The 23,967-nt window shown below is 63.7% G+C and carries 14 protein-coding genes; 11 read left to right on the top strand and 3 right to left on the bottom strand.

All coding sequences use genetic code 11. The annotated features are described in order from the left end of the window. Window positions 1–17: 17 nt before the first annotated feature. From CKW13_RS15880 to CKW13_RS15845, 8 genes are all read left to right on the top strand, one after another. Entirely contained in the window at window positions 18–797 is a 780-nt protein-coding gene (locus tag CKW13_RS15880) for a helix-turn-helix domain-containing protein (protein WP_095109571.1), read from the top strand. Window positions 798–868: 71 nt separating this feature from the next. Then, window positions 869–1,159 (top strand): PsiF family protein, encoded by a 291-nt coding sequence (locus CKW13_RS15875; RefSeq protein ID WP_095109570.1) that lies wholly within the window; start codon window positions 869–871, stop codon window positions 1,157–1,159. Window positions 1,160–1,476: 317 nt separating this feature from the next. Continuing rightward, entirely contained in the window at window positions 1,477–3,177 is a 1,701-nt protein-coding gene (locus CKW13_RS15870) for a ShlB/FhaC/HecB family hemolysin secretion/activation protein (RefSeq protein WP_095109569.1), read from the top strand. Window positions 3,178–3,199: 22 nt separating this feature from the next. Further along, window positions 3,200–12,820, top strand: coding sequence for a hemagglutinin repeat-containing protein (locus tag CKW13_RS15865; protein WP_095109568.1), 9,621 nt, complete (start codon window positions 3,200–3,202; stop codon window positions 12,818–12,820). Continuing rightward, complete coding sequence (locus CKW13_RS15860; protein ID WP_141233982.1) at window positions 12,817–13,614, top strand: hypothetical protein; 798 nt, start codon at window positions 12,817–12,819, stop codon at window positions 13,612–13,614. The genes CKW13_RS15865 and CKW13_RS15860 overlap by 4 nt, the downstream gene beginning before the upstream one ends. 276 nt (window positions 13,615–13,890) lie before the next feature. Next, entirely contained in the window at window positions 13,891–15,321 is a 1,431-nt protein-coding gene (locus tag CKW13_RS15855) for a cytochrome ubiquinol oxidase subunit I (RefSeq protein WP_095109566.1), read from the top strand. Window positions 15,322–15,324: 3 nt separating this feature from the next. Next, window positions 15,325–16,332: a cytochrome d ubiquinol oxidase subunit II gene (gene cydB, locus CKW13_RS15850; RefSeq protein ID WP_095109565.1), complete on the top strand. Its 1,008-nt coding sequence runs from the start codon at window positions 15,325–15,327 to the stop codon at window positions 16,330–16,332. A 12-nt stretch (window positions 16,333–16,344) separates the two neighbouring features. Then, window positions 16,345–16,512, top strand: coding sequence for a DUF2474 domain-containing protein (locus tag CKW13_RS15845; protein ID WP_095109564.1), 168 nt, complete (start codon window positions 16,345–16,347; stop codon window positions 16,510–16,512). A gap of 352 nt (window positions 16,513–16,864) precedes the next feature. Here the strand turns inward: CKW13_RS15845 and CKW13_RS15840 are convergent, their stop codons facing one another. Next, complete coding sequence (locus CKW13_RS15840; protein ID WP_095109699.1) at window positions 16,865–17,989, bottom strand: methyltransferase; 1,125 nt, start codon at window positions 17,987–17,989, stop codon at window positions 16,865–16,867. A 196-nt stretch (window positions 17,990–18,185) separates the two neighbouring features. After that, window positions 18,186–18,896 carry a LuxR family transcriptional regulator gene (locus CKW13_RS15835; RefSeq protein ID WP_095109563.1) on the bottom strand — a complete coding sequence of 237 codons (711 nt, stop codon included), beginning with the start codon at window positions 18,894–18,896 and terminating at the stop codon, window positions 18,186–18,188. A 411-nt stretch (window positions 18,897–19,307) separates the two neighbouring features. Here CKW13_RS15835 and CKW13_RS15830 point away from each other — a divergent pair, with 411 nt between their 5' ends. Further along, window positions 19,308–20,084 carry a ferredoxin--NADP reductase gene (locus CKW13_RS15830; RefSeq protein ID WP_095109562.1) on the top strand — a complete coding sequence of 259 codons (777 nt, stop codon included), beginning with the start codon at window positions 19,308–19,310 and terminating at the stop codon, window positions 20,082–20,084. Between the two features lie 180 nt (window positions 20,085–20,264). Here the strand turns inward: CKW13_RS15830 and mscL are convergent, their stop codons facing one another. Next, complete coding sequence (mscL, locus tag CKW13_RS15825) at window positions 20,265–20,678, bottom strand: large-conductance mechanosensitive channel protein MscL (protein ID WP_095109561.1); 414 nt, start codon at window positions 20,676–20,678, stop codon at window positions 20,265–20,267. Window positions 20,679–21,016: 338 nt separating this feature from the next. On the opposite strand from mscL, the gene CKW13_RS15820 reads away from it, so the two are divergent. Together CKW13_RS15820 and radA are read left to right on the top strand one after the other, a co-directional pair. Further along, window positions 21,017–22,507 (top strand): catalase, encoded by a 1,491-nt coding sequence (locus tag CKW13_RS15820; RefSeq protein ID WP_218192057.1) that lies wholly within the window; start codon window positions 21,017–21,019, stop codon window positions 22,505–22,507. A gap of 88 nt (window positions 22,508–22,595) precedes the next feature. Further along, the gene (gene radA, locus CKW13_RS15815; protein ID WP_095109559.1) at window positions 22,596–23,963 is read left to right on the top strand and encodes a DNA repair protein RadA; all 1,368 of its coding nucleotides are present in this window, start codon (window positions 22,596–22,598) and stop codon (window positions 23,961–23,963) included. Window positions 23,964–23,967 lie beyond the last annotated feature (4 nt).

The following is a 23,967-nucleotide window of genomic DNA, read 5'->3' as shown; positions in this document are numbered from 1 at the left end:
CCCTGGAACCGGACAGCATGCGTAAAAAGCCCATTGATGTACTCCACCTGCGTGGCCTGCCGTCGCCGGTGTACTTTCGCTACGCCGACTTCGCTGCCCACAGCCATGCCCTGGCGCACCGCCACCCCTGGGGCACCCTGGAATATTCGGCCCACGGCGTGATGCACATGCAGATCGGCGGCCAGCGCTTCATGTCGCCGCCGCACTACGCCTTGTGGGTGCCGCCGCACACCGAACACAGCTTCCACAGCAGCCAGCCCATTGCCTACCGCGCCGTATGCCTGGCCCCGGCGCTGTGCCAGGACCTGCCGGCGCAGGCCTGCACCCTGGCCATCAGCGACATCCTCAAGGCGATCCTCAAAGACTTCGCCGCCCGCGACGTGCAAATCCCCGAACGCCCCGCCGACGTGCGTTTGGCCCAGGTGCTGGTGGACCAATTGCAGCAAGCCCCGGTGCACACCGCTTACCTGCCCTACGCCAGCGGCCCGCTGCTAAGCCAGGTGCTGCGCGCCTTGCTCGCGGACCCGGCGGACAACCGGCCGCTGGCCGAGTGGGCCGCCGGGGTGCACGTCAGCGAACGCACCCTGGCGCGCCAGTGCGTGCGCGAGTTGGGCATGAGCTTTGGCGAGTGGCGCTTGCGGGCACGGTTTCTGGCGGCCCTGGAGGCGCTGGACAGTGCCCGCAGCATCCAGGAAGTGGCGTTCGACATGGGCTACAGCAGCGCTTCGGCGTTTATCGCGATGTTCCAGCGCCAGGCCGGGTGCACGCCCCAGCAGTACCGGTTGCAGAGCCGGTGAAGGTGTAACGGCGTTTGTCTACACTGCCAGGGAGGCCGCGCTCCTTGCTGCGGCGACCAGGAGAAAACGCCATGAAGATGCTGCATGTCCCTTTGTTGATGATGGGTTTGCTGCTGTGCTCCCAGGGGTTTGCCGCCACCGCGCAGCAAAACAAAATGACCACGTGCAACGCCGAGGCCAGCGCCAAGACCCTCAAGGGCGACGAGCGCAAAGCCTTCATGAGCACCTGCCTCAAAGCCGCCCCCGCCGCGGCCGCCACACCTCAGGAACGGATGAAAACCTGCAATGCCACCGCCACCACCCAGGCCCTCAAGGGCGATGCGCGCAAAGCCTTCATGAGCGAGTGCCTGAAGAAAAAATAACCCTAAGGGCAGCCTTGCCCCGGCCTGCATGAACCCTGTGTTTTCTGTGGGAGTGGGCCGGGCAAGCCCACTCCCACAGGGGCGCTGTTTTCCCTCCGTATGGCCACTTCCTCCTCCCTCTCTGGCGCTCAGTAATGGCACGCCATGATGGCACTCGTATTGGCAACTGCCGTTCGTCACCTTTTTGCAACCATTTGTAAATGTAGGAATCTTTACCACTTAAGATGCCCGCCGATTCAGTCGGGCGATTTGCATTTGCATTGCCCCGATACTCACGCCGGCATTCGCCGCAGTTAGCCATTCAAGGGAATGAAGGCATGTCACGTTTTGGCATTACGCACGTATTGGCTTGTTGTGCGGTGTTTACCTCCCTGGCCCAGGCCGCTCCGTTCCAGACGCCCGGTGACCGCGACCTGATTCGCGACCGCCAGCAGCAATTGCTGCAAGAGCAACAAAAGCGCCTCGACGAGCTCCAGCAGTTGCCCGGCAAGACTTTGCCCACCCCCGTGCCGGAAAAAACCGACGACGAGCGCTGCTTCCAGATCAATGCCATCGAGCTGGACGGTGCCCAGCACCTCGACGCCAACGCCCGTGCGCAACTGCTCAAGCCCTACCAGGACCAATGCCTGTCGGTGGGGCAGATCAACGCCTTGCTCAAAGCCGTGACCCACCACTACCTGGAACGGGGTTTTGTCACCACCCGCGCCTACCTGCCGCAGCAAGACCTGGCCGGTGGTGTGCTGAAAATAGTGGTAGTCGAAGGGCGCCTCGAAGGCCTCGACAGTTCCGCCCTGGCCAGCCCCCGCGAGTTGGCCATGACCTTCCCCGGCAAGACCGGCGAACTGCTCAACCTGCGTGAACTGGAACAACTGGTGGACCAGCTCAGCCGCTTGCCCTCGCGCCAGGCGCAGCTAGAGCTGGCCCCGGGCGAGCAGGTCGGTGGCAGCCGCATTGGCCTCAAGGGTGAGCGCAGCAAGCCCTGGCATGCCTCGGCCACGCGCCACAACGACGGCGACCGCAGCACCGGCCAGCAGCAGATGGGCGTGGGGCTGGACTGGGACAGCCCCCTGGGCCTGGCCGACCAATTGAGCCTGCGCGCCGGGCAGGACGCGGTCAGCGACCACTGGCGCCATTCCGATAACCAGAGCCTCTACTACAGCGTTCCCTACGGCTGGTGGACCTTCAATTACGCCTACAGCCAGAGCTACTACCGCACCCGCAGCGAACTGCAGGGCATGGATTTCGGCTTCGACGGCACCAGCAAGAACCACGCCCTGCGCGCCGAACGGGTGCTGCACCGCGATGACGTCAGCAAAACCGCCATGACCTTGGGCCTGAGCAACCTGCGCACGCGCAATTACTTTGAAGATGACTTGATCGGCATCTCCAGCACGCGCATCACCGAAACCCAGCTCAGCTTCAACCACGGCCGGCGTATCGGTACCGCGTTCGTCAACCTCGATGCCGGTTGGCAGCAGGGCATCGGTGCGCTGGACGCCCAGCGCGACAGCAGCCACCACGAACCACAGTCGCGCTACAACAAATACAGCCTGACCCTGAGCTACTTGCAGCCGTTCCAGCTATGGGGCGAGAACTTCAGCTTCGACAGCCTGGCCACCGGCCAGCGCAGTGAAGATGAACTGTTCAGTGCCCAGCGCATCAGCCTGGGCGGGGTCAGCTCGGTGCGCGGCTTCCAGGACCAGACCCTGTCGGGCGACAGCGGCGGCTACTGGCGCAACCAGTTGCGCTGGCGCCGGGCCGTGACCTGGCAGCCGCTGCTGCCGCTGGTCAACGAATACGGCGTGGCGTTTGCCTACGACGTTGGTGTGATCGAGGGGCGCAACCTGTCCCCCGAGGCGCGCGAAGTACATGGCCGCATGAGCGGCAACGCCCTGGAGTTCAACGCCCGGGGCAAGTACCTGGCCACTTCCGTGAGCTTCGCCCGCTCGCTGGAACGGCCCGGCATTATCGAAAAACGTGAGCGTCCGGTGTATTTCCGGGTCGACCTGTTTTTCTGACACCTGAAAGGAAGACCCGCACATGGAAGTCCGCAACCCGCTGTCTCAATGCATTGCCCTGACCCTGGCCTCGGTTGTGTTCCTCAACCCGTTAGTGGTCGTGGCCGCCGGCCTCACCGTGGACGCGGCAGCGGGCGGCAATACCAGCATTGGCCAGGCGGGCAACGGCGTGCCGGTCATCAACATCAACGGCGCCAACGGCAGCGGCTTGTCCCACAACAAGTTCACCGACTACAACGTCGGCGCCAACGGCGTGATCCTCAACAACGCCACCGGCAAGTTGCAGAACACCCAACTGGGCGGAATCATCCTGGGCAACGGCAACCTCAAGGGCCAGGCCGCCAAAGTCATCCTCAACGAAGTCACCGGCGGCGGGCGCAGCCAATTGGGCGGCTACACCGAAGTGGCCGGGCAGGCGGCCCGCGTCATTGTCGCCAACCCCCACGGCATCACGTGCAGCGGTTGCGGCTTTATCAACACCCCGCGCGCCACCCTGACCACCGGTAAACCGGTGATCGAAGGGCAACGCCTGGACCGCTTTGAAGTGGACGGCGGCGACATCAGCATCGAAGGCGCCGGCCTGGACGCCAGCGACCTCGACCAGTTCGACCTGATTACCCGCAGCGCCAAGCTCAACGCCAATATCTACGCCAAGAACCTCAACGTGGTCACCGGGCGCAACGACGTCAAGGCCGACGACCTGAGCACCAGCGCCCGCGCCGACGACGCCAGCGCCAAGCCGGAACTGGCCATCGACAGCTCCGCCCTGGGCGGCATGTACGCCGGGGCGATTCGCCTGGTGGGCACGGAAAAAGGCGTGGGCGTGCGCCTGGCCGGGGACATGGCCGCCAGCACCGGCGACATCCAGATCGACGCCAGCGGCAAGGTCAGCATGGCCGGCGCCAGCGCCAACCAGGCCATTGCCGTCAACGCCCAAGGGCTGGACATGCAGGGCAAGGTCTACGCCGGCAGCGAAGTGCGCATCACCAGCCGCGGTGATGTGACGGTGAACAAAAGCCTCGCCGCCCGCGACAAGATCAGCGTGGCCAGCACCGGCCAAGTCACCAACAAAGGCATCGTCGAAGCCGGCGTGAATGCGGACAACAGCCGCAACCTGCTGGGCGACGTCACCCTCGACGCCAAGCACGTGGCCAACAGCGGCCAACTGATCGCCAACCGCACCCTGCAAGTGCAGGCCAGCGAGCTGCTGGACAACCAGAACGGCATCGTCCAGGGCGTCAACGTGGGCCTGACCACGGCACGCCTGGTCAACCAGGGCGCGGACGCCCGGGTGCTCGGCACCTCGACCCTGCTCCTGCTGACCCCGGCCATCGTCAACCTGGGCGGCTTGATCCGCTTCGCCGACGGCCAGGCCACCACCCTCAACCTCGACAGCCTGGACAACAGCGGTGGGCGCCTGGAACTGGCCGGGGCGGACCTGGAGCTCAACGCCAAGCAACTGAACAACCAACGCGGCTCGGTGATTGCCGACCAACTGCACATCACCGCCCAGCGCCTCGACAACCAGGGCGGTTTGATCGCCTCCAGCGTCGGCCAGAACAGCCTCAAGGTCAGCGGCCAACTCAACAACAATGGCGGCGTGCTGCAAGCCCAGAGCCTGGTGGACGCCAACACCGGGGAGCTGCTTAACGTCGGCGGCAAAGTGGTGGCCGACCAGTTGAAACTCACCGCGCAACGCCTGGACAACCTCCAGAACGGCCTGCTCAGCGCGGAGAAAGGCAGCCTGACGCTGACCCTCGCCCACGACCTGAACAACCAGGCCGGGCGCATCCAGGCCAGTGAAAACCTGACCCTGGACGCGGCCAGCATCGCCAACAATGGCGGCACCCTGGTTGGCCGACAACTGACCGTCACCAGCCAAGGCGCGCTGAACAACCAGGGCGGCAAGATCGGCGCCGAGCAATTGGTGCTCAAGGCCCAAGACCTGGACAACCGCCAAGGCGTGCTGCAAGGCACCACCAGCGCCAGCCTCACCGCGCGCGACCTGAACAACCTGCAAGGCAACATCAACGCCGGCACCCTCACCGCCCACCTCGACAGCCTCAGCCAGAACGCCGAGGGTGTGCTCAGTGCCGAAACCGGCACCCTGACGCTGGTGGTGCAAAACGACCTGAACAACGCCAGCGGCCACCTGCAAGCCAAGGCCGGCGACGTGGACCTGCGCAGCGCCGGCCTGAACAACCAGCAAGGCGTGGTGGTGGGCAAGCAACTGCTGCTGACCCACGGCGGCCTGCTGGATAACCGCGGCGGGCGCGTGGTGGGCGATCAACTGAGCCTCGGCGCCGGGCGCATCGACAACAGCGCCAACGGCCAACTGCTGGCCGGCGCGGGCGGCGCCCTGGTCAACACCGGGCAGTTACTCAACAACCTGGGCCGGGTGCAAAGCGACGGCCATTTGCAAGTCAACAACGGCGCCATCGACAACCATGGCGGCGTGCTGCTGGGCAACAGCCTGGGCCTGAACGTCGCCAGCCTGGACAACAGCGCCCAAGGCTCGCTGATCGCCACGGGCGGCGCGATTGAACTGGCGGTGGCCGGGGTGCTCAACAACGCCCTGGGCCTCATCGACGCCGGCGACCACGCCTTGCGCGTCAGCCAAGTCACCTCGCTGGACAACCAGGGCGGCACCCTCGCCGGCAAACGCCTGCAAGTGCAGGGCACGGTTGTGGATAACCGCAAAGGCCAACTGCTCTCGGGCATCGATGGCTTGAACCTCACCGCCAGCGCTGTGGATAACCGCGAAGGCCTGGTGCTGGCGCAGGGCGGCGCGGCCGCGTTGGTGCTCAGCCAGGGCAGCCTCGACAACCGGGGCGGCGCGGTGCAGGGCGACAGCGTCGAGGTGCTCGCCGCCTCGCTGGACAACAGTGCCCTCGCGGGCAAGGCCGGGTTGCTCAACGCCCAGGCCGGGGCCTTGAAACTGGTGGTCGATACGCTCACCAACCAGGCCGGGCGCCTTTACGCCAAAGGCCTGCTCAGCGTCAGCGGGCAACTGCTGGACAACCGCGCCGGCGGCGAAGTCAGCGCCAACAGCCTGAACCTCAACGCCCTCACCACCTACAACCAGAACGGCTTGATCGAATCGGCCGGCAACCTGCTGCTCACCGGCACCCGCCTGGACAACAGCGGCGGGCGCATGCGCGCTTTGGGCGGCGACCTGAGCCAGATCCTGCTCACCGATACCCTGAACAACCAGGGCGGCTCCATCGGCGTTATCAGCCAGGGCCTGACCCTCAAGGCCGGGGCCATGAACAACGTCGCCGGCAGTGTCGAGCACGCCGGCAGCGGCCTGCTCAAGGCCGAACTGGCCAGCCTCGCCGGCACCGGGGGCCGCCTCACGGGCCTGGGCAGCGGTGATTTCGACATCGGCGCCATCGACGGCGCCGGGCAACTGCAAGTCAACGGCGCGCTGGACGTGGCCGTGGGCGGCAACCTCAACCTGCTGGCCGGCGATCGCATCGCCAGCGCCAGCAACCTGACCCTGGGCGCCACCACCCTGAACAACGGCGGCGAAGTGCTCAGCGACGGCGACCTGAACCTGGCCCTGGGCGGCGACCTGAACAACAGCGGCCTGATTTCGGCGGCCAAAGCCGTGAGCATCGCGGCGGGCAACCTGGTGCAGAACGGCGGGCGCATCGCCAGCACCGGCGCCACCACCCTCAACCTGCGCGGCAGCCTGGACAACCTCGGGCGTCTGGTCGCCGGGCAGAACCTGCTGGTGCACGCCACCCAGGTCAACAACCGCGGCACCCTCGGCGCCATGGGCCAACTGGACATCTTCGCCGGCAACGGCATCAGCACCGGCGCCGACACCCTGATCTACAGCGGCGCCGACATGAACCTGCGCGGCGCCAGCCTGAGCAACTTCTACGGCGACATCTACAGCAAGGGCAACCTGAGCTTCGCCGGCCTCGACGGCGGCCAGGCGCAAAGCCTGAGCAACCGTTCGGCGAACATCGAAAGCGAAGGCGACATGACCCTCAACGTCGCCAGCCTGGAAAACCGCAAAGACGTGTTCGAGATGGGCGAATCCCTGGTCAGCCGGCGCATCGACATCAACTGCACCGACTGCTCCGGCAAGCACCACACCGCGACTTTCATCGTCAACAGCACCTACCAGGGCAAAGTCATCAAGGACTCGGCGGGCGCGCGCCTGATCGCCGGGCGTGACCTGTTCATCACCGCCGGTACCGTGGAAAACAAACAAAGCCTGCTGGCCGCCAACCGCGATGCCTTCGTCAAAGCGGCGAATTTCTACAACCGTGGCGCCACCCTCGACCAGCGTGTGGAAAGCACCACCTACTTCCTTCATGGCGTGAAACAGGGCGACTTCCGCTGGGCCGAATCCCAGACCCACCTGTGGAACAGCCGCAACGCCGCCAGCGCCCCCGACCAGCAGGAAGCGCTGCCGGTTGCCGTAACCCAGTACCCGCAGATCGGCCAGAGCAGCGTGGTGCACCCGGGTACGCAAACCGCCTACACCTCCACCCTGCAATCGGGCCGCGTGCTTAACCTGGATGTGAGCGGCAACCTGGAAAACGGCACCCTCAGCACCCAGGCCTTCGCCCAACTCACCGGCCAGGCCCTGACCGACACCGTCGGCCTGGTGGGCGGCCAGACCCTCACCGTCAATGCCCTGGGCAGCGGCGGCGCCAACCAAGTGGCGGCGGATGTACGCCGCGTCGAGCGGGTCAATGCCGACGGCAGCACCGTGGTCAGCTTCGTGCCCGTGGACTTTGCCGGCGTACCCTTTGTCGCTGTAGACCCCACCGCCCTGGCCAACTATCGCCTGCCCCAAGGCGAATACGGCCTCTTCGTACGCAACCAGGACCCGGCCAGCCGCTACCTGATCGAAACCAACCCGAGCCTGACCAACCTGTCCAAGTTCATCAGCTCCGACTACCTGTTCGGCTTGATGGGCTACAACGACGACCGCGCCTGGCGCCGCCTCGGCGATGGCCTCTACGAAACCCGCCTGATCCGCGAAGCGGTGCTGGCACAAACCGGGCAACGCTTCCTCGCGGCCGGCCTGACCAGCGATTTGGAGCAGTACCAATACCTGATGGACAACGCCATCGCCTCCAAGGACCCACTGCAACTGAGCCTGGGCGTGGCCCTGAGTGCCCAGCAGGTCGCGGCGCTGACCCACGACATCGTGTGGATGGAAAACCGCCAGGTGCAGGGCCAGAACGTGTTGGTGCCGGTGCTCTACCTGGCCCAGGCCGAATCGCGCAACCTGCGCGGTGGCAGCCTGATCCAGGCCCGCGACATCAACCTGATGGCCGGCAACGACCTGACCAACGTCGGCACCCTGCGTGCCAGCAACGACCTCACCGCGCAAGCGGGGCGCAACCTCTACCAGGGCGGTTTGGCCCAGGCCGGCGAGCGCGTCAGCCTGCTGGCCCAGGACAGCATCCGCAACGCCTTGGGCGGTGAAGTGCGCGGCAACCGCGTTGACGTCGCCACGGTCAAGGGCGATGTGGTCAACGAACGTGCGGCCATGCAAGTGCTGTACGGTTCCGGCTCGCGCACTAACTTGGACCAGGGCGGCCTTATCAGCGCCCGCGAGCAACTCAACGTCAGCGCCGGGCGCGACCTGAGCAATAGCGCCCAACTGCACAGCGACGGCAACGCCAGCCTCAATGCCGGGCGCGACGTGGAGCTGTTGGCGGTGCAAGACCACACCTTCACCCAGAGCGCCATCCGCCGTGGCCTGATTACCAACGACACGGTGAAAACCCTCGGTTCCAGCGTCACCACCGGGGGCGACCTGGCGGTCAACGCCGGGCGCGACATGGCCATCGTCGCCAGCCAGGTGAAGGCGGGCCACGACATGGCCCTCAACGCCGGCAACGACATCGCCATCGTCTCGGGCCAGGACGAACAAAGCTCGACCTTCTACCAGAAGAAAAAAGGCTCCTGGGGCAAGAGCAAAACCACCCAGAGCGCCGACTCGTCCACCACCAACGTCGCTTCGCAGATCGAGGCCGGGCATGACCTGACGGTCAACGTCACGCAAGACAAGGAAGGGCGCATCAGCCTCAACGGCGGGCGCGATGTCACCGTCGCCGGCAGCCAGCTCAAGGCTGGCAATGACTTGCTGGTGGGCGGCGTGCGCGACGTCAGCCTGGTGTCGGCGCAAGAACAGGCCGACAGCAGCTACAGCATGAAGAAAAAGGGCAGTTTCGGCCTGAGCAAAAGCGGCAACAGCTCAAGCGCCAGCAGCGTTACCCAGGTGGGTAGCGAGCTGAGCGCTGGCAACGATGCGGTGCTGGTGGCCGGCGGTAACGTCAACCTGTCTGCCAGCCGTGTGAGCGCCAAGCGTGACGCCGAACTGCGCGCCGGGATGATCGACAAGAACGGCGACATCAACCTGATGGACGCGGCCAACGAGTCCACTAGCCACAGCGAAAAATACAAAAGCAAAGTGGGTTTCAGCACCTCCGGCAACTTCATCTCCATCGCCTCGGCGAAGAAATCCGGCCAGGAAAACCTGCAAAGCCAAAGCGTTGGCAGCCAGGTCAGCGGGGGGCGCGACACCACCCTGCAAAGTGCCCGCGATGTGAACATGATCGGCAGCACGGCCCAGGCCGGGCGCGACTTGCAGGTCAATGGCGGGCGCGACGTCAACGTGCTGGCCGGCAGCAACAGCCAGGACCAGAGCCACTGGAGTTCCAAGAAACAGACCGGGCTGTCCCTGGAAAGCGACCGCAACGGCTTCACCGCGTTTGCCGGGCGTGAAGCGCTCAAAGAGAAATCCCGCGACGCCCAACAAACGGTCGCGCCGAGCCAACTGCTGGCCGGCCAGGACGTCAATGTGCGCGGCGGCCGCGACGTCACCCTGGAAGGTGCCAACGTGGATGCCGGGCGCGATATCAACCTGCACGCCGCCCGCGATATCCATGTGGATTCGGCCGACGAAACCTTCATCCAGGAACGCAGCAAAACCCGCGACCGCAATGGCCTGACCGTCAACGTCAGCCACAACTACGGCAACACCATGGACGCCATCAAAGGCACCGGCAAAGGCGAGGACAACGTCAGCAAGGCCTCCAGCGTGCTGAGCACCGTGGACGCCATCAACCAGTTCACCTCCGGCCCCACCAGCGCCACGCACTTTGGCTCGGCCAGCCAGGGCACCCGCTCGCGCCAGGAAATCCGCGACAACGTGCCGTCGACATTGGGCGCCGGGCGTGACATCAACGCCGTCGCCGGCAACGACCTGAGCGTGCGCGGCAGCCAGTTCGAGGCCGGGCGCGACATCACCCTGGTGGGCAAAAACGTCACCCTCGACGTGGCCCGTGGCACCGTCAACGAAGAAAGCCAGACCACCCGCAGCCAGGGCGGCATCAACGGCCAAAGCGGCGGCGGCAGTGCCCGCGCGGGTATCGGCGGCAGCAACGGCGTGGCCAGCGAAGAAAGCAGCCAAGGCACCTCCAACCCCACCGTGCTGCTCTCGGGGCGCGACACCAACCTTGAAGCGCTGGACGACCTGACCCTGGTCGGCACCCAAGTCATCGCCGGGCGCGACATCGACCTGCGCGCCGGCAAAGACCTGACCATCCGCGCCGCGCAGAACGATTCGAGCAGCGAATCGACCCGCCGCAGCGGCGGTGGTGAAGTGGGCCTGGCCCTGGGCGGCAAGGATTTCGTCGCCGTCTACGCCAGCGTCGACATGGGCAAGGGCAAACTGGAACGCGAAACCGAGAAACAGCAGACCGCCTACCTCTACGCCGGTGACCAGTTGCGCTTTACCAGCGGCAAGGACACCACCATTGCTGGCGCCAACCTGCGCGGCAACGAAGTGCTCGGCCGGGTCGGCGGCGACCTGCTGGTGTCCTCGGTGCCCGACACCGGCAAAGTCAGCGGCAAGCAACTGGACGTCAGCGTCACCGTCAGCATCGGCCTGGCCGGTGGCGGCGGGGTCAGCGGTTCGGTGGGCGCGGGCAAGACCACCGGCAAGACCAACTGGGTCGAGCAGCAAACCAGCATCACCGGCAAGAACGGCGTGGACATCCGCACCGAAAACCACACCCAACTCGACGGCGCGCTGATCGCGGCCGACAACGGCAAGCTCAAGCTCGACACCAACACCCTGGGCGTGCGCGACATCAACGGCAGCGACAAAGAGCACAGCTACTACGTCAATGTCGGCGGCGCCTTTGGCTGGGGCGCGGGCGGCGGCGAGGGTGGCGCCCAGGCGACCACCGGCAAGCAAGTGGCCTTCACCAACGACAAGACCCTCAGCGGTGCGCCGAAGGAAGGCTTCAACGGCTGGAGCGTCAGCGGCTACAACTACCGCAAAGACCGCGAGCAAGATGTGCGCGCCACCGTCGGCGCCGGCAACCTCATCGTGCGCAACGACGCCAAGACCGGCCAGGACTCCACCGTGGGCCTGAACCGCGACGTGACCAAGGCCTACGAAATCACCCGCGACAAGGAAAAACGCACCGAACTGTACGTCAGCGAATCGTCCCTGCAGGCCGTGGCCAACCCCAAGGCCACCCTGGGCAAGTGGAAGCAGGGCCTGCAGGACTACGGCAAGAACAGCTCGGACCTGTTCAAACACTACGGCGACCTGACCAAGGCTGCCGAGCAAGCCCTGGAAGAAAACCCGGCTATCGCACCCTTGGCGTGGATCCCCGGCGTGATGCAAGGGGCCATGGACAAAACCTCCTACGCCACCCTCGGGCTGATGCCCGGTGTGGTCAGCCATGGCGGCGTGGTGACCCAGTTGCCGGTGTTGCTCAGCGGCGACATGAGCTTCTACCGCACCCAGTTGTTCTACCAAATGGACGACAAGGGCCAGGTCAAGGTCGACGCCGACGGCAAGCCGATGCTGGACATGAACAAGACCACCTACGACATGATCCTGCGCCCCGAAGGCTCGGGGCCTATCGCCACCAACGGCATCCAGAACGCCTTTGAGGCGGCGCTGGTCAACGGCGGCATGCAGACCGGCCACGACCAGTTCACCCAGGCCTACAACCCGGAACACGGCATGCTCGGCGACCTGCTGGAGTCGGCATGGGACGTGACCCTGGGCGGCGTCAAGCGCTCGGGCAACGCCCAGCAATTGCACGAGTTCTACCAGGCCGGTATCGACCAGGGCTTCAAGCTCGACCTGGTGGGCCACAGCCAGGGAGCGCTGCTGACCTACCGTGGCATCAGTGGCCTGGACTTCGGCAACAGCGCCGGGGCCATCCAGCTCTCCGGCGCGCCGGTGTACGCCAACAGCTTCTACGACGCGGCCGAGCAAGCGGGCTTCAACATCAACGACAACAACGCGGTGTTCCAGGTCAACCGGCCGGATTCCAAGGTGTTCTTCGGCATGCTGCCGATGACCGACACCGTGTCCGACCTGCTGGGTGGTAACGCCCTCAACTCCAACGACCCGATCAGCCGCTTCCTCGGCGCATTGGTCACCACCTCCAGCCTGCTGGGCAAGGACAGCCCGCACTCCAACTACCTGTGCCAGGTGCGCTCGATGTGCCAGAACGGCGCCAGCCAGTTGCAGCAGGACTTCAAGAACAGCACCACCACCAACAAGGACGGCACCACCAAGAAAACCTACATCGTGCCGACCTTTATCGACCGCAACGGCAACTCCGGCGCCGCCCTTTGAGGCAACGCCTTTGGGCGCTGACGTTGCTGCCCGTGGCCCTGTGGGGCTGCGGGCAACCGCCGCTGGTGCGCGAGAACGACCGCCACCTGAGCCGCATGCTCTGTGAGGTGGGCGAGCAACGGGTTACCCTCAGCCCGCGCCTGGCCTACGAATTGCCCGGGCCCTTGCGCCACACGGCCTGCGGCACGCTCAAAAGCGGCTTCAACTACGACAAGCGCCGGGATGTGCTGTCGGTGAGCACGGCGGCCAGTTTTTCCGAGGGCAGCGCGGACGTGCTCGCGGCCTCGCTGTTTTTGGTGGTGGAAAGCCTGATGGACGGCCAGGAACCGGCGGCGCTGTACCCGCCCGAGGCGTTCTTGCAGGCCAAGTTGGCGGCCATGGACCTGACCCCCAGCAAGGCCCGGCCCGAGGCCATCGAGTGGCGCACGGTAGAAGGGCTGCACTGCCTGCGGTTCTTCGACCAGTGGCACAGCCCCGGCGGCGTTCGCGAGGAAGAACTGCGCTACTGGTGCTGGGAAAACCAAAGCGGCCTCAAACAACCCTTCCTCGTGCGCGCCGGCCAGCGCGTGGCCGAAGGTAAACCGGGGTTGAACCTGGACCGGGACATGCTCCAACCCTGGTTCCACAGCCTCACCCTCAACCGCCTCGCCCCCCCGGCCCTGGCCCAGGCCAACGCCAAACTGCGCGTGGCTTGCGCCCAAGCCAAAAGCCGCTACGACCAAGGCCTGCCCTGGGGCGACGACTTTCCCGACAAACGCCTGGCCCGCATGCGTTTGCAGTACTGCGGGTATTGAGTGGGGCGCCTCACTCCAGCGCCGGCCCGGCACTGAGACAACCTGTCACGCGACAAAAGACCACGCCAGTGGCGGGCGCAAATGGGACTACTCTTTCCACGTTAATTGATCCAGATCAATTTCATTGCGAAATGGGTCTGGCGGCCCGCGAGCCGGAATCCCTGCGTTGCGATGCTTTTAATAGAACGAATCCGAATTCGCCGCACTCCATAACCGTGGGGGCAGTGGTTGCAGGCCCCTGGCCAGTAGCCGGTATTACCTGACAGAGGAAAGCTTATGTTCGGTTTGGAGGCGCTTGATCTCGCCCGAATCCAATTCGCGTTCACCATCTCGTTCCACATCCTGTTCCCGGCCATCACCATTGGCCTGGCGAGTTACCTGGCGGTGCTCGAAGGGTTGTGGCTCAAGACCGGCAACAACACCTACCGCGACCTCTACCATTTCTGGTCGAAGATCTTTGCCGTCAACTTCGGCATGGGTGTGGTGTCCGGGTTGGTCATGGCCTACCAGTTCGGCACCAACTGGAGCCGTTTCTCGGATTTTGCCGGCTCCATCACCGGGCCGCTGTTGACCTATGAAGTGCTCACGGCGTTCTTCCTGGAGGCGGGTTTCCTGGGGGTGATGCTGTTTGGCTGGAACAAGGTGGGGCGCAAGCTGCACTTTTTTGCCACGGTCATGGTTGCCATCGGCACGCTGATTTCCACCTTCTGGATTCTGGCCTCCAACAGCTGGATGCAGACGCCCCAGGGCTACGAAATCGTCAACGGCCAAGTGATCCCGGTGGATTGGCTGGCGGTGATTTTCAACCCGTCCTTCCCCTATCGCCTGATGCACATGGCCACGGCGGCGTTCGTCGCCACCGCGTTCTTCGTCGGCTCCTCGGCGGCCTGGCATTTGCTGCGCGGGCGCGACACCCCGGCGATCCGCACCATGCTGTCGATGGCCATGTGGATGGCCCTGCTGGTGGCGCCCATCCAAGCGGTGATCGGCGACTTTCACGGCCTCAACACCCTCAAGCACCAACCGGCGAAAATCGCCGCCATCGAGGGCCACTGGGAAAACCACGGCGACGAGCCGACGCCGCTGATCCTGTTCGGCTGGCCAGACATGAAGGCCGAAGAAACCAAGTACGCGGTGAAAATCCCCTACCTGGGCAGCCTGATCCTGACCCACTCGCTGGACAAACAGGTGCCGGCGCTCAAGGACTTCCCGCCCGAGGACCGGGCGAACTCGACCATTGTGTTCTGGTCGTTTCGCATCATGGTCGGCCTGGGCATGCTGATGATTTTCACCGGGTTGTGGAGCCTGTGGCTGCGCAAGCGTGACCGCCTCTATTCTTCGCGGCCGTTCTTGTACCTGACGTTGTGGATGGGCCCGTCCGGGTTGATCGCGATTCTGGCCGGGTGGTTCACCACCGAAATCGGCCGCCAGCCGTGGGTCATTTACGGGGTGATGCGCACCGCTGATGCGTCGTCCGGCCATAGCGTGATGCAGATGAGCATCACCCTGGTGCTGTTTGTGGTGGTGTATTTCGCGCTGTTCGGTGCAGGCCTGGGCTACATGATGCGCCTGGTGCGCAAAGGCCCGCTCATCGATGAAGGCGCCGAGCCGGCCCATGGTGGCCCCGGCCAGCAACGCACACCTGCCCGACCACTGTCCGCCGCCGATGATGGCGAAGACGCCGACAGCTTGAACAAGGGGAATTGAGTCATGGGTATTGATCTTGCGCTGATCTGGGCCGTGATTATCATCTTCGGCATCATGATGTACGTGGTCATGGACGGCTTCGACCTGGGCATTGGCATCCTCTTTCCGTTTATCAAGGGCAAGAGCGACCGCGACGTGATGATGAACACCGTGGCGCCGGTCTGGGACGGCAACGAAACCTGGCTGGTACTCGGCGGCGCGGCGTTGTTCGGGGCCTTTCCGTTGGCCTACTCGGTGGTGTTGGAGGCCTTGTACCTGCCGTTGATCCTGATGCTGGTGGGGCTGATCTTCCGTGGCGTGGCCTTCGAGTTCCGCTTCAAGGCCAAGGACGACAAGCGCCACCTATGGGACAAGGCGTTCATTGGTGGTTCGATCACCGCCACCTTCTTCCAGGGCGTGGCACTGGGGGCGTTCATCGATGGCATTCCGGTGGTCAACCGCCAGTTTGCCGGCGGCTCGCTGGACTGGTTCACGCCGTTCACCCTGTTCTGCGGCCTTGCCCTGGTGGCGGCCTATGCCTTGCTCGGCTGCACCTGGCTGATTATGAAAACCGAAGGCAAGTTGCAGGAGCAGATGCACGACCTGGCCCGGCCATTGGCTTTCGTGGTGTTGGCGGTGATTGGCGTCGTCAGTATTTGGACGCCCCTGGCCCATCCGGAAATCGCTTCGCGCTGGTTCAGCCTGCCGAACCTGTTCTGGTTCCTGCCGGTGCCGATCCTGGTGCTGGTGACGATGTACGGGTTGGTGCGCGCCGTGGCCCGCAATGCCCACTACACGCCGTTCCTGCTGACCCTGGTGTTGATCTTCCTCGGCTACAGCGGCTTGGGTATCAGCCTGTGGCCCAACATCGTGCCGCCGTCCATCTCCATCTGGGACGCCGCCGCGCCGCCGCAAAGCCAGGGCTTCATGCTGGTGGGTACGCTGTTCATCATCCCGTTCATCCTGGGCTACACCTTCTGGAGCTACTACGTGTTCCGCGGCAAGGTCACCCACGAAGACGGCTATCACTAGAGGACTGGAACCATGGCTGACAAACCGGTTGCCCACAAACTCGCACACGAAGAACCCAAGCCGCTGTTGCAGCGCCTGGGCTGGCTGGCCCTGATCTGGACCGGCAGTGTGCTGGCCCTGTTCATCGTCGCCAGCCTGATGCGCCTGTTCATGAACGCGGCGGGCCTGTCCACCCACTGAGTGGCACGACTTCCCATCCCGTTGCCTTGCGGCACGGTTTTATAACCCTCCGTTGGAGGGTTTTTTTTGGGCCTGGGGAGGGGGCTGTCGATACCGCGGCCCACCTCTTGGATTGACCGTGTGTGGCTGCCCTGTGGGAGCCTGGTTTGCACAGATGTGCCGGGCATACCGACCTCATCGCGGGCAAGCCCGCTCCCACAGTTGAACGGTGGTGCGGGTGGGATTTTCATTTTCCTTTGTGGGAGCGAGCCTGCTCGCGATGGCCGCACGCAGTGGCGGCGACGAAGGCTAGGAGTAAGACAGTTGCTACCACACAAGCCTGCTTACACAGGGGTATTGATCGCCAGAGGGCTTAGCGCCGCGCCTTGAGGATGACGAACTTAGGCGTGGCGGCCACTTGCTCCACGCCGCGGAACAGGCGCGCCAGTTTGCTGTGATAGCCCAGGTGGCGGTTGCCGACTATATAGAGGGCGCCGCCGGGCACCAGGGCTTCGCGGGCCTGTTGGAACATACGCCAGGCAAGGAAGTCGCCCACCACTTGCTGCTGGTGGAAGGGCGGGTTGCACAGCACCACGTCCAGGGATTGGGGCGCCTGGCCAGCCAGCCCATCGCCGGGGTGGATGTTCACGTCGCGCTCGCCCAGGGCTGCGTGCCAGTTCTCGGTGGCCGATTGCACGGCCATGAACGACTCGTCCACCAGGGTGTAGTGGGCCTGCGGGTTGTTCAGGGCGCTGGCGATGGCCAGCACGCCGTTGCCGCAGCCCAGGTCGGCGACGCGGGCGGTGCCCAGGTTTTGGGGCAGGTGCGGCAAAAAAGCCCGGGTGCCGATATCCAGGCCCTCGCGGCAGAACACGTTGGCATGGTTGAGCAATTCGATGGCCGGTGCGTCGAGGCGGTAGCGGCTAGGGTAGGGCGAGGCGGCCACGGGTTTGGCTTGGTAGGTGGCCACCAGCAGGCGCGCCTTTTTCACTGCCAGCGAGGCCTGCACTGGGCCGATGTAGCGCTCCAGCAGGTCGCCGGCAGCGCGGGGCAGGTGCTTAATCATTGCCCCGGCAATCACCTCGGCGCCGGGGGCCAGTTGGCCTTGCAGGCGGATCAGTTGTTCTTCCAGCAGGGCCAGGGTCTTGGGCACGCGCACCAGCACGCGGTCGAACGGGCCTTGTACCGTGGCGCTGGCCGGCACCTGGGGCACGGCGTCGAAGGCCAAGCCATTGCGCACGAGGTTTTTTTCCAGGGCCTGTGCGGCGAGGAACGAGTCACCGCTGCTGCTGACCTGCACCCGCCCGGCCAGGCTGGCCGCGATTGCGCCGAAACTGTCGTTGAGCACCAGCACCCGAGTGCCCGCGCCGGGCTGTTGCTGGGCCAGGTGATTGAGCAGGTACTCATCGGCCGCATCGAATGCTTGTAGAGGTTCGTTGGGTTGCTCGGGCTGGCGGATCAGGTCGAGTTGGGCGAAGGGCGTTTCAAGCAGGGGCATGGCGCGGGGACTCTGGGTAATCAACGGGTAGCGGGCCATACAGGCTCTGCGGGACCGCCTGAGTGCACTTCGACGCGGCCGGCGGGCGGCGCGGCATCACTCAGAGGGGCGGCAAATGGTACGTTTTTTTTACTTGGATTACTCACTGGTTTATCGGTTGCCAAGGCCTGCGCGGGTGGGGCGTCTGGGCGATGGGTCAGAAGATGCCTTCCTTGACGGCCTTGACCACCGCCGACATTTTGTTGCTGGCCCCCATTTTTTTCACGGCGCTGCACATATGGAAATTCACCGTGCGCTCGGAAAGGCTCAGGATCGTCGCGATATCCGCTGCGGTTTTGCCGGCGGCGGCCCACTTCAGCACTTCGGCTTCCCGTAGGGAAAGTTTGCTCTCGGGGCGAAATCGACCTTCCATCACCAACTTCTGTGCAATGACTGAGTGCAGGGCATGGCACAGCCAGATCAGTTGGCCGGCCTTTTCATAGAGCTCACCGGGGGTGATGGGTTGTTGGCTGCGCGCCAGGCTGAGCATGCTGAAAAAACCGCGGAAGTCATGCAGCGATTGCGACCAGCCATGGCACAGGCCAAAGCTCTGGGCTTCGCGCCACAAATGCGGTGAGTCGATGAAGGCCTGGTCGGTCCAGACAATCGGCAACACGGAATGGCTGCAATGCCGGACGATTGGATCGCTGTTTTGATAGTTGCTGGTTTCGTATTTTTTATTCCATTCGTTGGGGTAGTTATTAATCCTCAGGTTGTGTTGGTGATGCTCGGGGGAATGGGGGCTTATCGCAAATGCACAGTATTCGAATCCCATCTCTTGGGTCAGGTTGAGGGCGATATCGAATGTGGTCTGTATGTCGTTGCCTTGAGTCAGTCGGCGTAGTTGAGCTTCCTTCCAGATGACCATTGGTAACTCTCCATGCTTGGATACTCCGTGATGCGCGCCATGGAATCAGAGACGGCAGAAACGAGTGTAGGACAGCTGATATTTGGCTGTAGGAAATTTTTCGGTCTGGAAATTGTTACAGCCTGTCCGGTTTGATTCTTAGTGCATTCGCACTGATTCATCAGTGCAACAGTTGGATTACATGCTGTTCGACATTCAGTGGGGCATGTTTGGGTTTTATATCGGTTTGTGTGGTTAATCGTTTTTGCAGCGCTGGCTAAGTTAGGTAAAACGCGATAGCGGCATGTAGAAACAATCTATGGCGCCAGGGCGTGCTCGCCTTGGGAAGTGGCCCTATACCATTACGGTTTATCGGTGTTCTTGCACCGGGCTTTGCGGGACACTAGGCGCTCCTGCCCAGTGGAGTGCCCCATGACCGCCAGTGCCGAGAAGTTCACCCGCCAAACCCTGCTCGATGTCCAGCCCCTGACCGCCAACCTGTTTACCCTGCGTGCGAGCCGCGATGCGGGGTTTCGCTTTCGCGCCGGGCAGTTTGCGCGCCTGGGGGTGACCAAAGCCGATGGCACGACGGTGTGGCGCGCCTACTCCATGGCGTCCTCGCCCCACGATGAGTTCCTGGAGTTCTTTTCCATCGTAGTGCCGGGCGGCGAGTTCACCAGCGAGCTGAGCCGCTTGCAGGCCGGCGACACCCTGCTGGTAGAGCGCCAGGCCTTCGGTTTCTTGACCCTGGACCGCTTCGCCGATGGCCGCGACCTGTGGCTGCTGGCGACCGGCACCGGGATCGCGCCGTTTATGTCGGTGTTGCAGGACTTCGAGGCTTGGGAGCGCTTCGAGCGCATCATCCTCGTCTACAGCGTGCGCGAGGCGCGGGAGCTGGCGTATCAGGAACTGATCGCGGGGCTGGCCCAGCGCGACTACCTGGCCGAGTACGGCCACAAATTGCAGTTCATCCCCATCGTCACCCGCGAACAGCACCCCGGCGCCCTCAATGGCCGCATCACCGACCTGATCGCCAACGGCGAGCTGGAGCGCGCGGCGGGTGTGACGCTGACGCCGGAGCATTCGCGGGTGATGTTGTGCGGTAACCCGCAAATGATCGAAGACACCCGCCACCTGCTCAAGCAGCGTGACATGCAACTGAGCCTGAGCCGTCGGCCAGGGCAGGTGGCGGTGGAGAACTATTGGTAGGGCACGTTGTGCTTGTGCGGGAGCGGGCGGGCCCGCTCCCACAATTGAACTGAAGCGTGGGTGGGGTTTTGATTTTTCCTCTGTGGGAGCGAGCCTGCTCGCGAGGGCGGCACTGAGTGGCGGTCGCGAATGGCAGGGGTAAGGCAGTTGCTCCCACAAGGTCGCCTTGAGCCGATGGGCTCAAGGCCGGTTTTGCTGGGCCTTGAGCAAGTCGCGGATTTCACTCAGCAACTCTTCTTCCTTGGTCGGCACCGGGGGCAGGCTCGGTGCCACGGCTTCTTCGCGCTTGAGGCGGTTGATGGCCTTGACGCCCATAAAGATGGCGAACGCCACGATGACGAAATCGATCACGCTCTGGATGAACTTGCCATAGGCCAGCACGACCGCCGGGATATCGCCCTGTGCTGCCTTGAGCGTGATCGCCAGGTCAGCGAAATCCACGCCACCGATCAGCAGGCCAATGGGTGGCATCACCACATCGCCGACAAAGGATGAAACGATTTTGCCGAAGGCGGCGCCGATGATAATACCCACGGCCATGTCCACCACATTGCCCTTGACCGCGAAGGCCTTGAACTCACTTATCACGCCCATAGGTTATTCCTTGATACAGATTGAATTGGTGAGCGCAGTGTAAGTCAGCAAAACGACTCCTGCATGAAACCGCTTTTTACAAAACGCCATATAACGGACACATCGATTTGCAGAAAGTTTGCAAGGTGCCGTCAATCACCCGTGGGTAGCCCTTGTGAGCCGGGGCCTCCAGGCATTTTTTTCAATCGCCGGGCCTGGCAATTTCTATTTAGAAAACCCCCGCTGGCTCACTAGCCTCTGATGAGCGCACCTGGTTGCGCTCCATAAATACAGAGGAGTTCCACATGAAAAAGCTGATGAGCTACGGGGCCTTCCCCCCGTATCGCCATGCTTTGGGGATGCTCACCCTTAGTCTGCTTGGGGTCTGTGCCCAAGCCGCCAACCTGACCCGCGACAACGGCGCGTTGGTGGGTGATAACCAGAACTCGCAGACCGCCGGCGCCCATGGCCCGACCTTGCTGCAAGACGTGCAGTTGATCCAGAAGCTGCAACGCTTCGACCGCGAGCGCATCCCTGAGCGCGTGGTGCATGCCCGTGGCACCGGCGCCCACGGGGTGTTCACCGTCACCGACAGCCTCAGTGACCTGAGCAAGGCCCAGGTGTTCGCCGCCGGGCAACGCACGCCGGTGTTCGTGCGCTTCTCTTCGGTGGTGCACGGTAATCATTCGCCGGAAACCCTGCGCGACCCTCGCGGTTTCGCCACCAAGTTCTACACCGCCGATGGCAATTGGGACCTGGTAGGCAACAACTTGCCTACCTTCTTTATTCGCGACGCCATCAAGTTTCCCGACATGGTCCATGCCTTTAAACCCGACCCGCGCACTAACTTGGATAACGATGCCCAGCGGTTTGATTTTTTCTCCCATGTTCCCGAAGCCACCCGCACCCTGACCGAGCTGTATGCCAACTCCGGAACACCGGCCAGTTACCGGGAGATGGATGGCAATAGTGTGCATGCCTACAAACTGATTAATGCGGAGGGCGAAGTGAGCTACGTAAAATTTCAATGGAAAAGCGTGCAGGGAGTTAAAAATTTGAGGCCAGACGACGTGAATAAAATACAAAGTAATGAATACAGCCACATGACCAAAGATCTGGTGGCCAATATCGAGAAAGGCAACTTCCCCAAATGGGACTTGTACGTGCAAGTCATAAAGCCGCAAGACCTGTACAAGTTTGAGTTTGATCCGTTGGATGCCACCAAGATCTGGCCTGGCGTACCGCAACGCAAAGTCGGGCAAATGGTGCTTAACCGCAACCCGGGCAATGTCTTCCAGGAAACCGAACAAGTGGCCATGGCGCCGTCCAACCTGGTGCCGGGTATCGAGGCGTCGGAAGATCGCCTGCTGCAGGGGCGCCTGTTCTCTTACGTCGACACGCAGATGTACCGCGTTGGGGCCAACGCCCTGCAACTGCCGATCAACGCCCCGAAAGTGGTGGTCAACAATGGCAACCAGGACGGCGTGATGAACTTCGGCCAAAGCCGTGGCGGCGTGAACTACCAGCCCAGCCGCCTGGCCCCCCGCGACGAGACCCCGGCGGCGCGCTCCAGCCAATTGGCGCTGTCGGGCACCACCCAGCAGGCGCAGATCAGCCGCGAGCAGAACTTCAAGCAGGCCGGGGATTTGTACCGCTCCTACAGCAAACAGGAGCGCAAGGACCTGATCGCCAGTTTCGGTGCGTCCCTGGCCGCGGCCGATGATGAAAGCAAGCACATCATCCTCTCGTTCCTTTATAAGGCCGACCCGCAGTACGGCGCTGGCGTGGCCCAAGTGGCCGGCGGCGACCTGGCGCGGGTCAAGGCCTTGGCGGCCAAGCTCAGCGATTGATTCATCGGGCGCTGCGGGCGGGCGTCAATTCCCCGGCCCGCAGCATGCTGCGCCTGAGCTATCATCGCGGTTTTTCCCCGGAGTTCAGATGGCCAAGGCAAAGCGCATGTACGGCTGCACCGAGTGCGGCGCCACCTTCCCCAAGTGGGCCGGCCAGTGCGGCGAGTGCGGGGCCTGGAATACCCTGACCGAAACCATGGTCGAAAGCGGCGGCGCCGCGCCCCCCAGCGGGCGTACCGGGTGGACCGGGCAACAGGCCCAGATCAAGACCCTGGCCGAAGTCAGCGTCGAGGAAATCCCGCGTTTCTCCACCGCCTCCGGCGAGTTGGACCGCGTCCTGGGCGGTGGCCTGGTGGACGGCTCGGTGGTGTTGATCGGCGGCGATCCGGGCATCGGCAAATCCACCATCCTCCTGCAAACCCTATGTGCCCTGGCGGCGAAAATGCCCGCCCTGTACGTCACCGGCGAAGAGTCCCAGCAGCAAGTGGCCATGCGCGCCCGGCGCCTGGGCCTGCCCCAGGACAAGCTGCGGGTGATGACCGAAACCTGCATCGAAACCATCATCGCCACCGCCCGCCAGGAAAAGCCCAAGGTAATGGTGATCGACTCCATCCAGACGATTTTCACCGAACAACTGCAATCGGCCCCCGGCGGCGTCTCCCAGGTGCGTGAAAGCGCCGCGCTGCTGGTGCGTTACGCCAAGCAGAGCGGCACGGCGATTTTTCTCGTCGGCCACGTCACCAAGGAAGGCGCGCTGGCCGGGCCGCGGGTGCTGGAGCACATGGTCGATACGGTGCTGTATTTCGAGGGTGAGTCCGATGGCCGCTTGCGCTTGTTGCGGGCGGTAAAGAACCGCTTCGGCGCGGTCAACGAACTGGGCGTGTTCGGCATGACCGACAAAGGCCTGAAGGAAGTCTCAAACCCTTCAGCGATTTTTCTCACCCGCGCCCAGGAAGAAGTCCCAGGTAGCGTGGTGATGGCCACCTGGGAAGGCACCCGCCCGATGCTGGTGGAAGTCCAGGCGTTGGTGGACGACAGCCATTTGGCCAACCCGCGCCGCGTCACCTTGGGCCTGGACCAGAATCGCCTGGCCATGCTCCTGGCGGTGCTGCATCGCCATGGTGGCATTCCCACCCACGACCAAGACGTGTTCCTCAACGTGGTGGGCGGGGTCAAGGTGCTGGAAACCGCGTCCGACCTGGCGCTGATGGCGGCGGTGATGTCGAGCCTGCGCAACCGGCCGTTGCCCCACGATTTGCTGGTGTTCGGCGAGGTCGGCCTGTCTGGCGAGGTGCGCCCGGTGCCCAGCGGCCAGGAGCGCCTGAAGGAAGCGGCCAAGCACGGCTTCAAGCGCGCCATCGTGCCCAAGGGCAATGCGCCCAAAGAAGCGCCGCCGGGGTTGCAGATCATCGCCGTGACGCGCCTGGAACAAGCCCTGGACGCCTTGTTCGAGTAACGCC

Source organism: Pseudomonas sp. Irchel 3E20 (assembly GCF_900187645.1).
Taxonomy (GTDB): Bacteria; Pseudomonadota; Gammaproteobacteria; order Pseudomonadales; family Pseudomonadaceae; genus Aquipseudomonas.
This window is presented reverse-complemented; position numbering and strand designations above follow the sequence as displayed.

Bases quoted from the DNA above. Each gene is read 5' to 3' on its own strand.
- CKW13_RS15880 (WP_095109571.1), top strand. From the start codon at position 18: ATGCGTAAAAAGCCCATTGATGTACTCCACCTGCGTGGCCTGCCGTCG.
- CKW13_RS15875 (WP_095109570.1), top strand. From the start codon at position 869: ATGAAGATGCTGCATGTCCCTTTGTTGATGATGGGTTTGCTGCTGTGC.
- CKW13_RS15870 (WP_095109569.1), top strand. From the start codon at position 1,477: ATGTCACGTTTTGGCATTACGCACGTATTGGCTTGTTGTGCGGTGTTT.
- CKW13_RS15865 (WP_095109568.1), top strand. From the start codon at position 3,200: ATGGAAGTCCGCAACCCGCTGTCTCAATGCATTGCCCTGACCCTGGCC.
- CKW13_RS15855 (WP_095109566.1), top strand. From the start codon at position 13,891: ATGTTCGGTTTGGAGGCGCTTGATCTCGCCCGAATCCAATTCGCGTTC.
- cydB (WP_095109565.1), top strand. From the start codon at position 15,325: ATGGGTATTGATCTTGCGCTGATCTGGGCCGTGATTATCATCTTCGGC.
- CKW13_RS15845 (WP_095109564.1), top strand. From the start codon at position 16,345: ATGGCTGACAAACCGGTTGCCCACAAACTCGCACACGAAGAACCCAAG.
- CKW13_RS15840 (WP_095109699.1), bottom strand. From the start codon at position 17,989: ATGCCCCTGCTTGAAACGCCCTTCGCCCAACTCGACCTGATCCGCCAG.
- CKW13_RS15835 (WP_095109563.1), bottom strand. From the start codon at position 18,896: ATGGTCATCTGGAAGGAAGCTCAACTACGCCGACTGACTCAAGGCAAC.
- CKW13_RS15830 (WP_095109562.1), top strand. From the start codon at position 19,308: ATGACCGCCAGTGCCGAGAAGTTCACCCGCCAAACCCTGCTCGATGTC.
- mscL (WP_095109561.1), bottom strand. From the start codon at position 20,678: ATGGGCGTGATAAGTGAGTTCAAGGCCTTCGCGGTCAAGGGCAATGTG.
- CKW13_RS15820 (WP_218192057.1), top strand. From the start codon at position 21,017: ATGCTCACCCTTAGTCTGCTTGGGGTCTGTGCCCAAGCCGCCAACCTG.
- radA (WP_095109559.1), top strand. From the start codon at position 22,596: ATGGCCAAGGCAAAGCGCATGTACGGCTGCACCGAGTGCGGCGCCACC.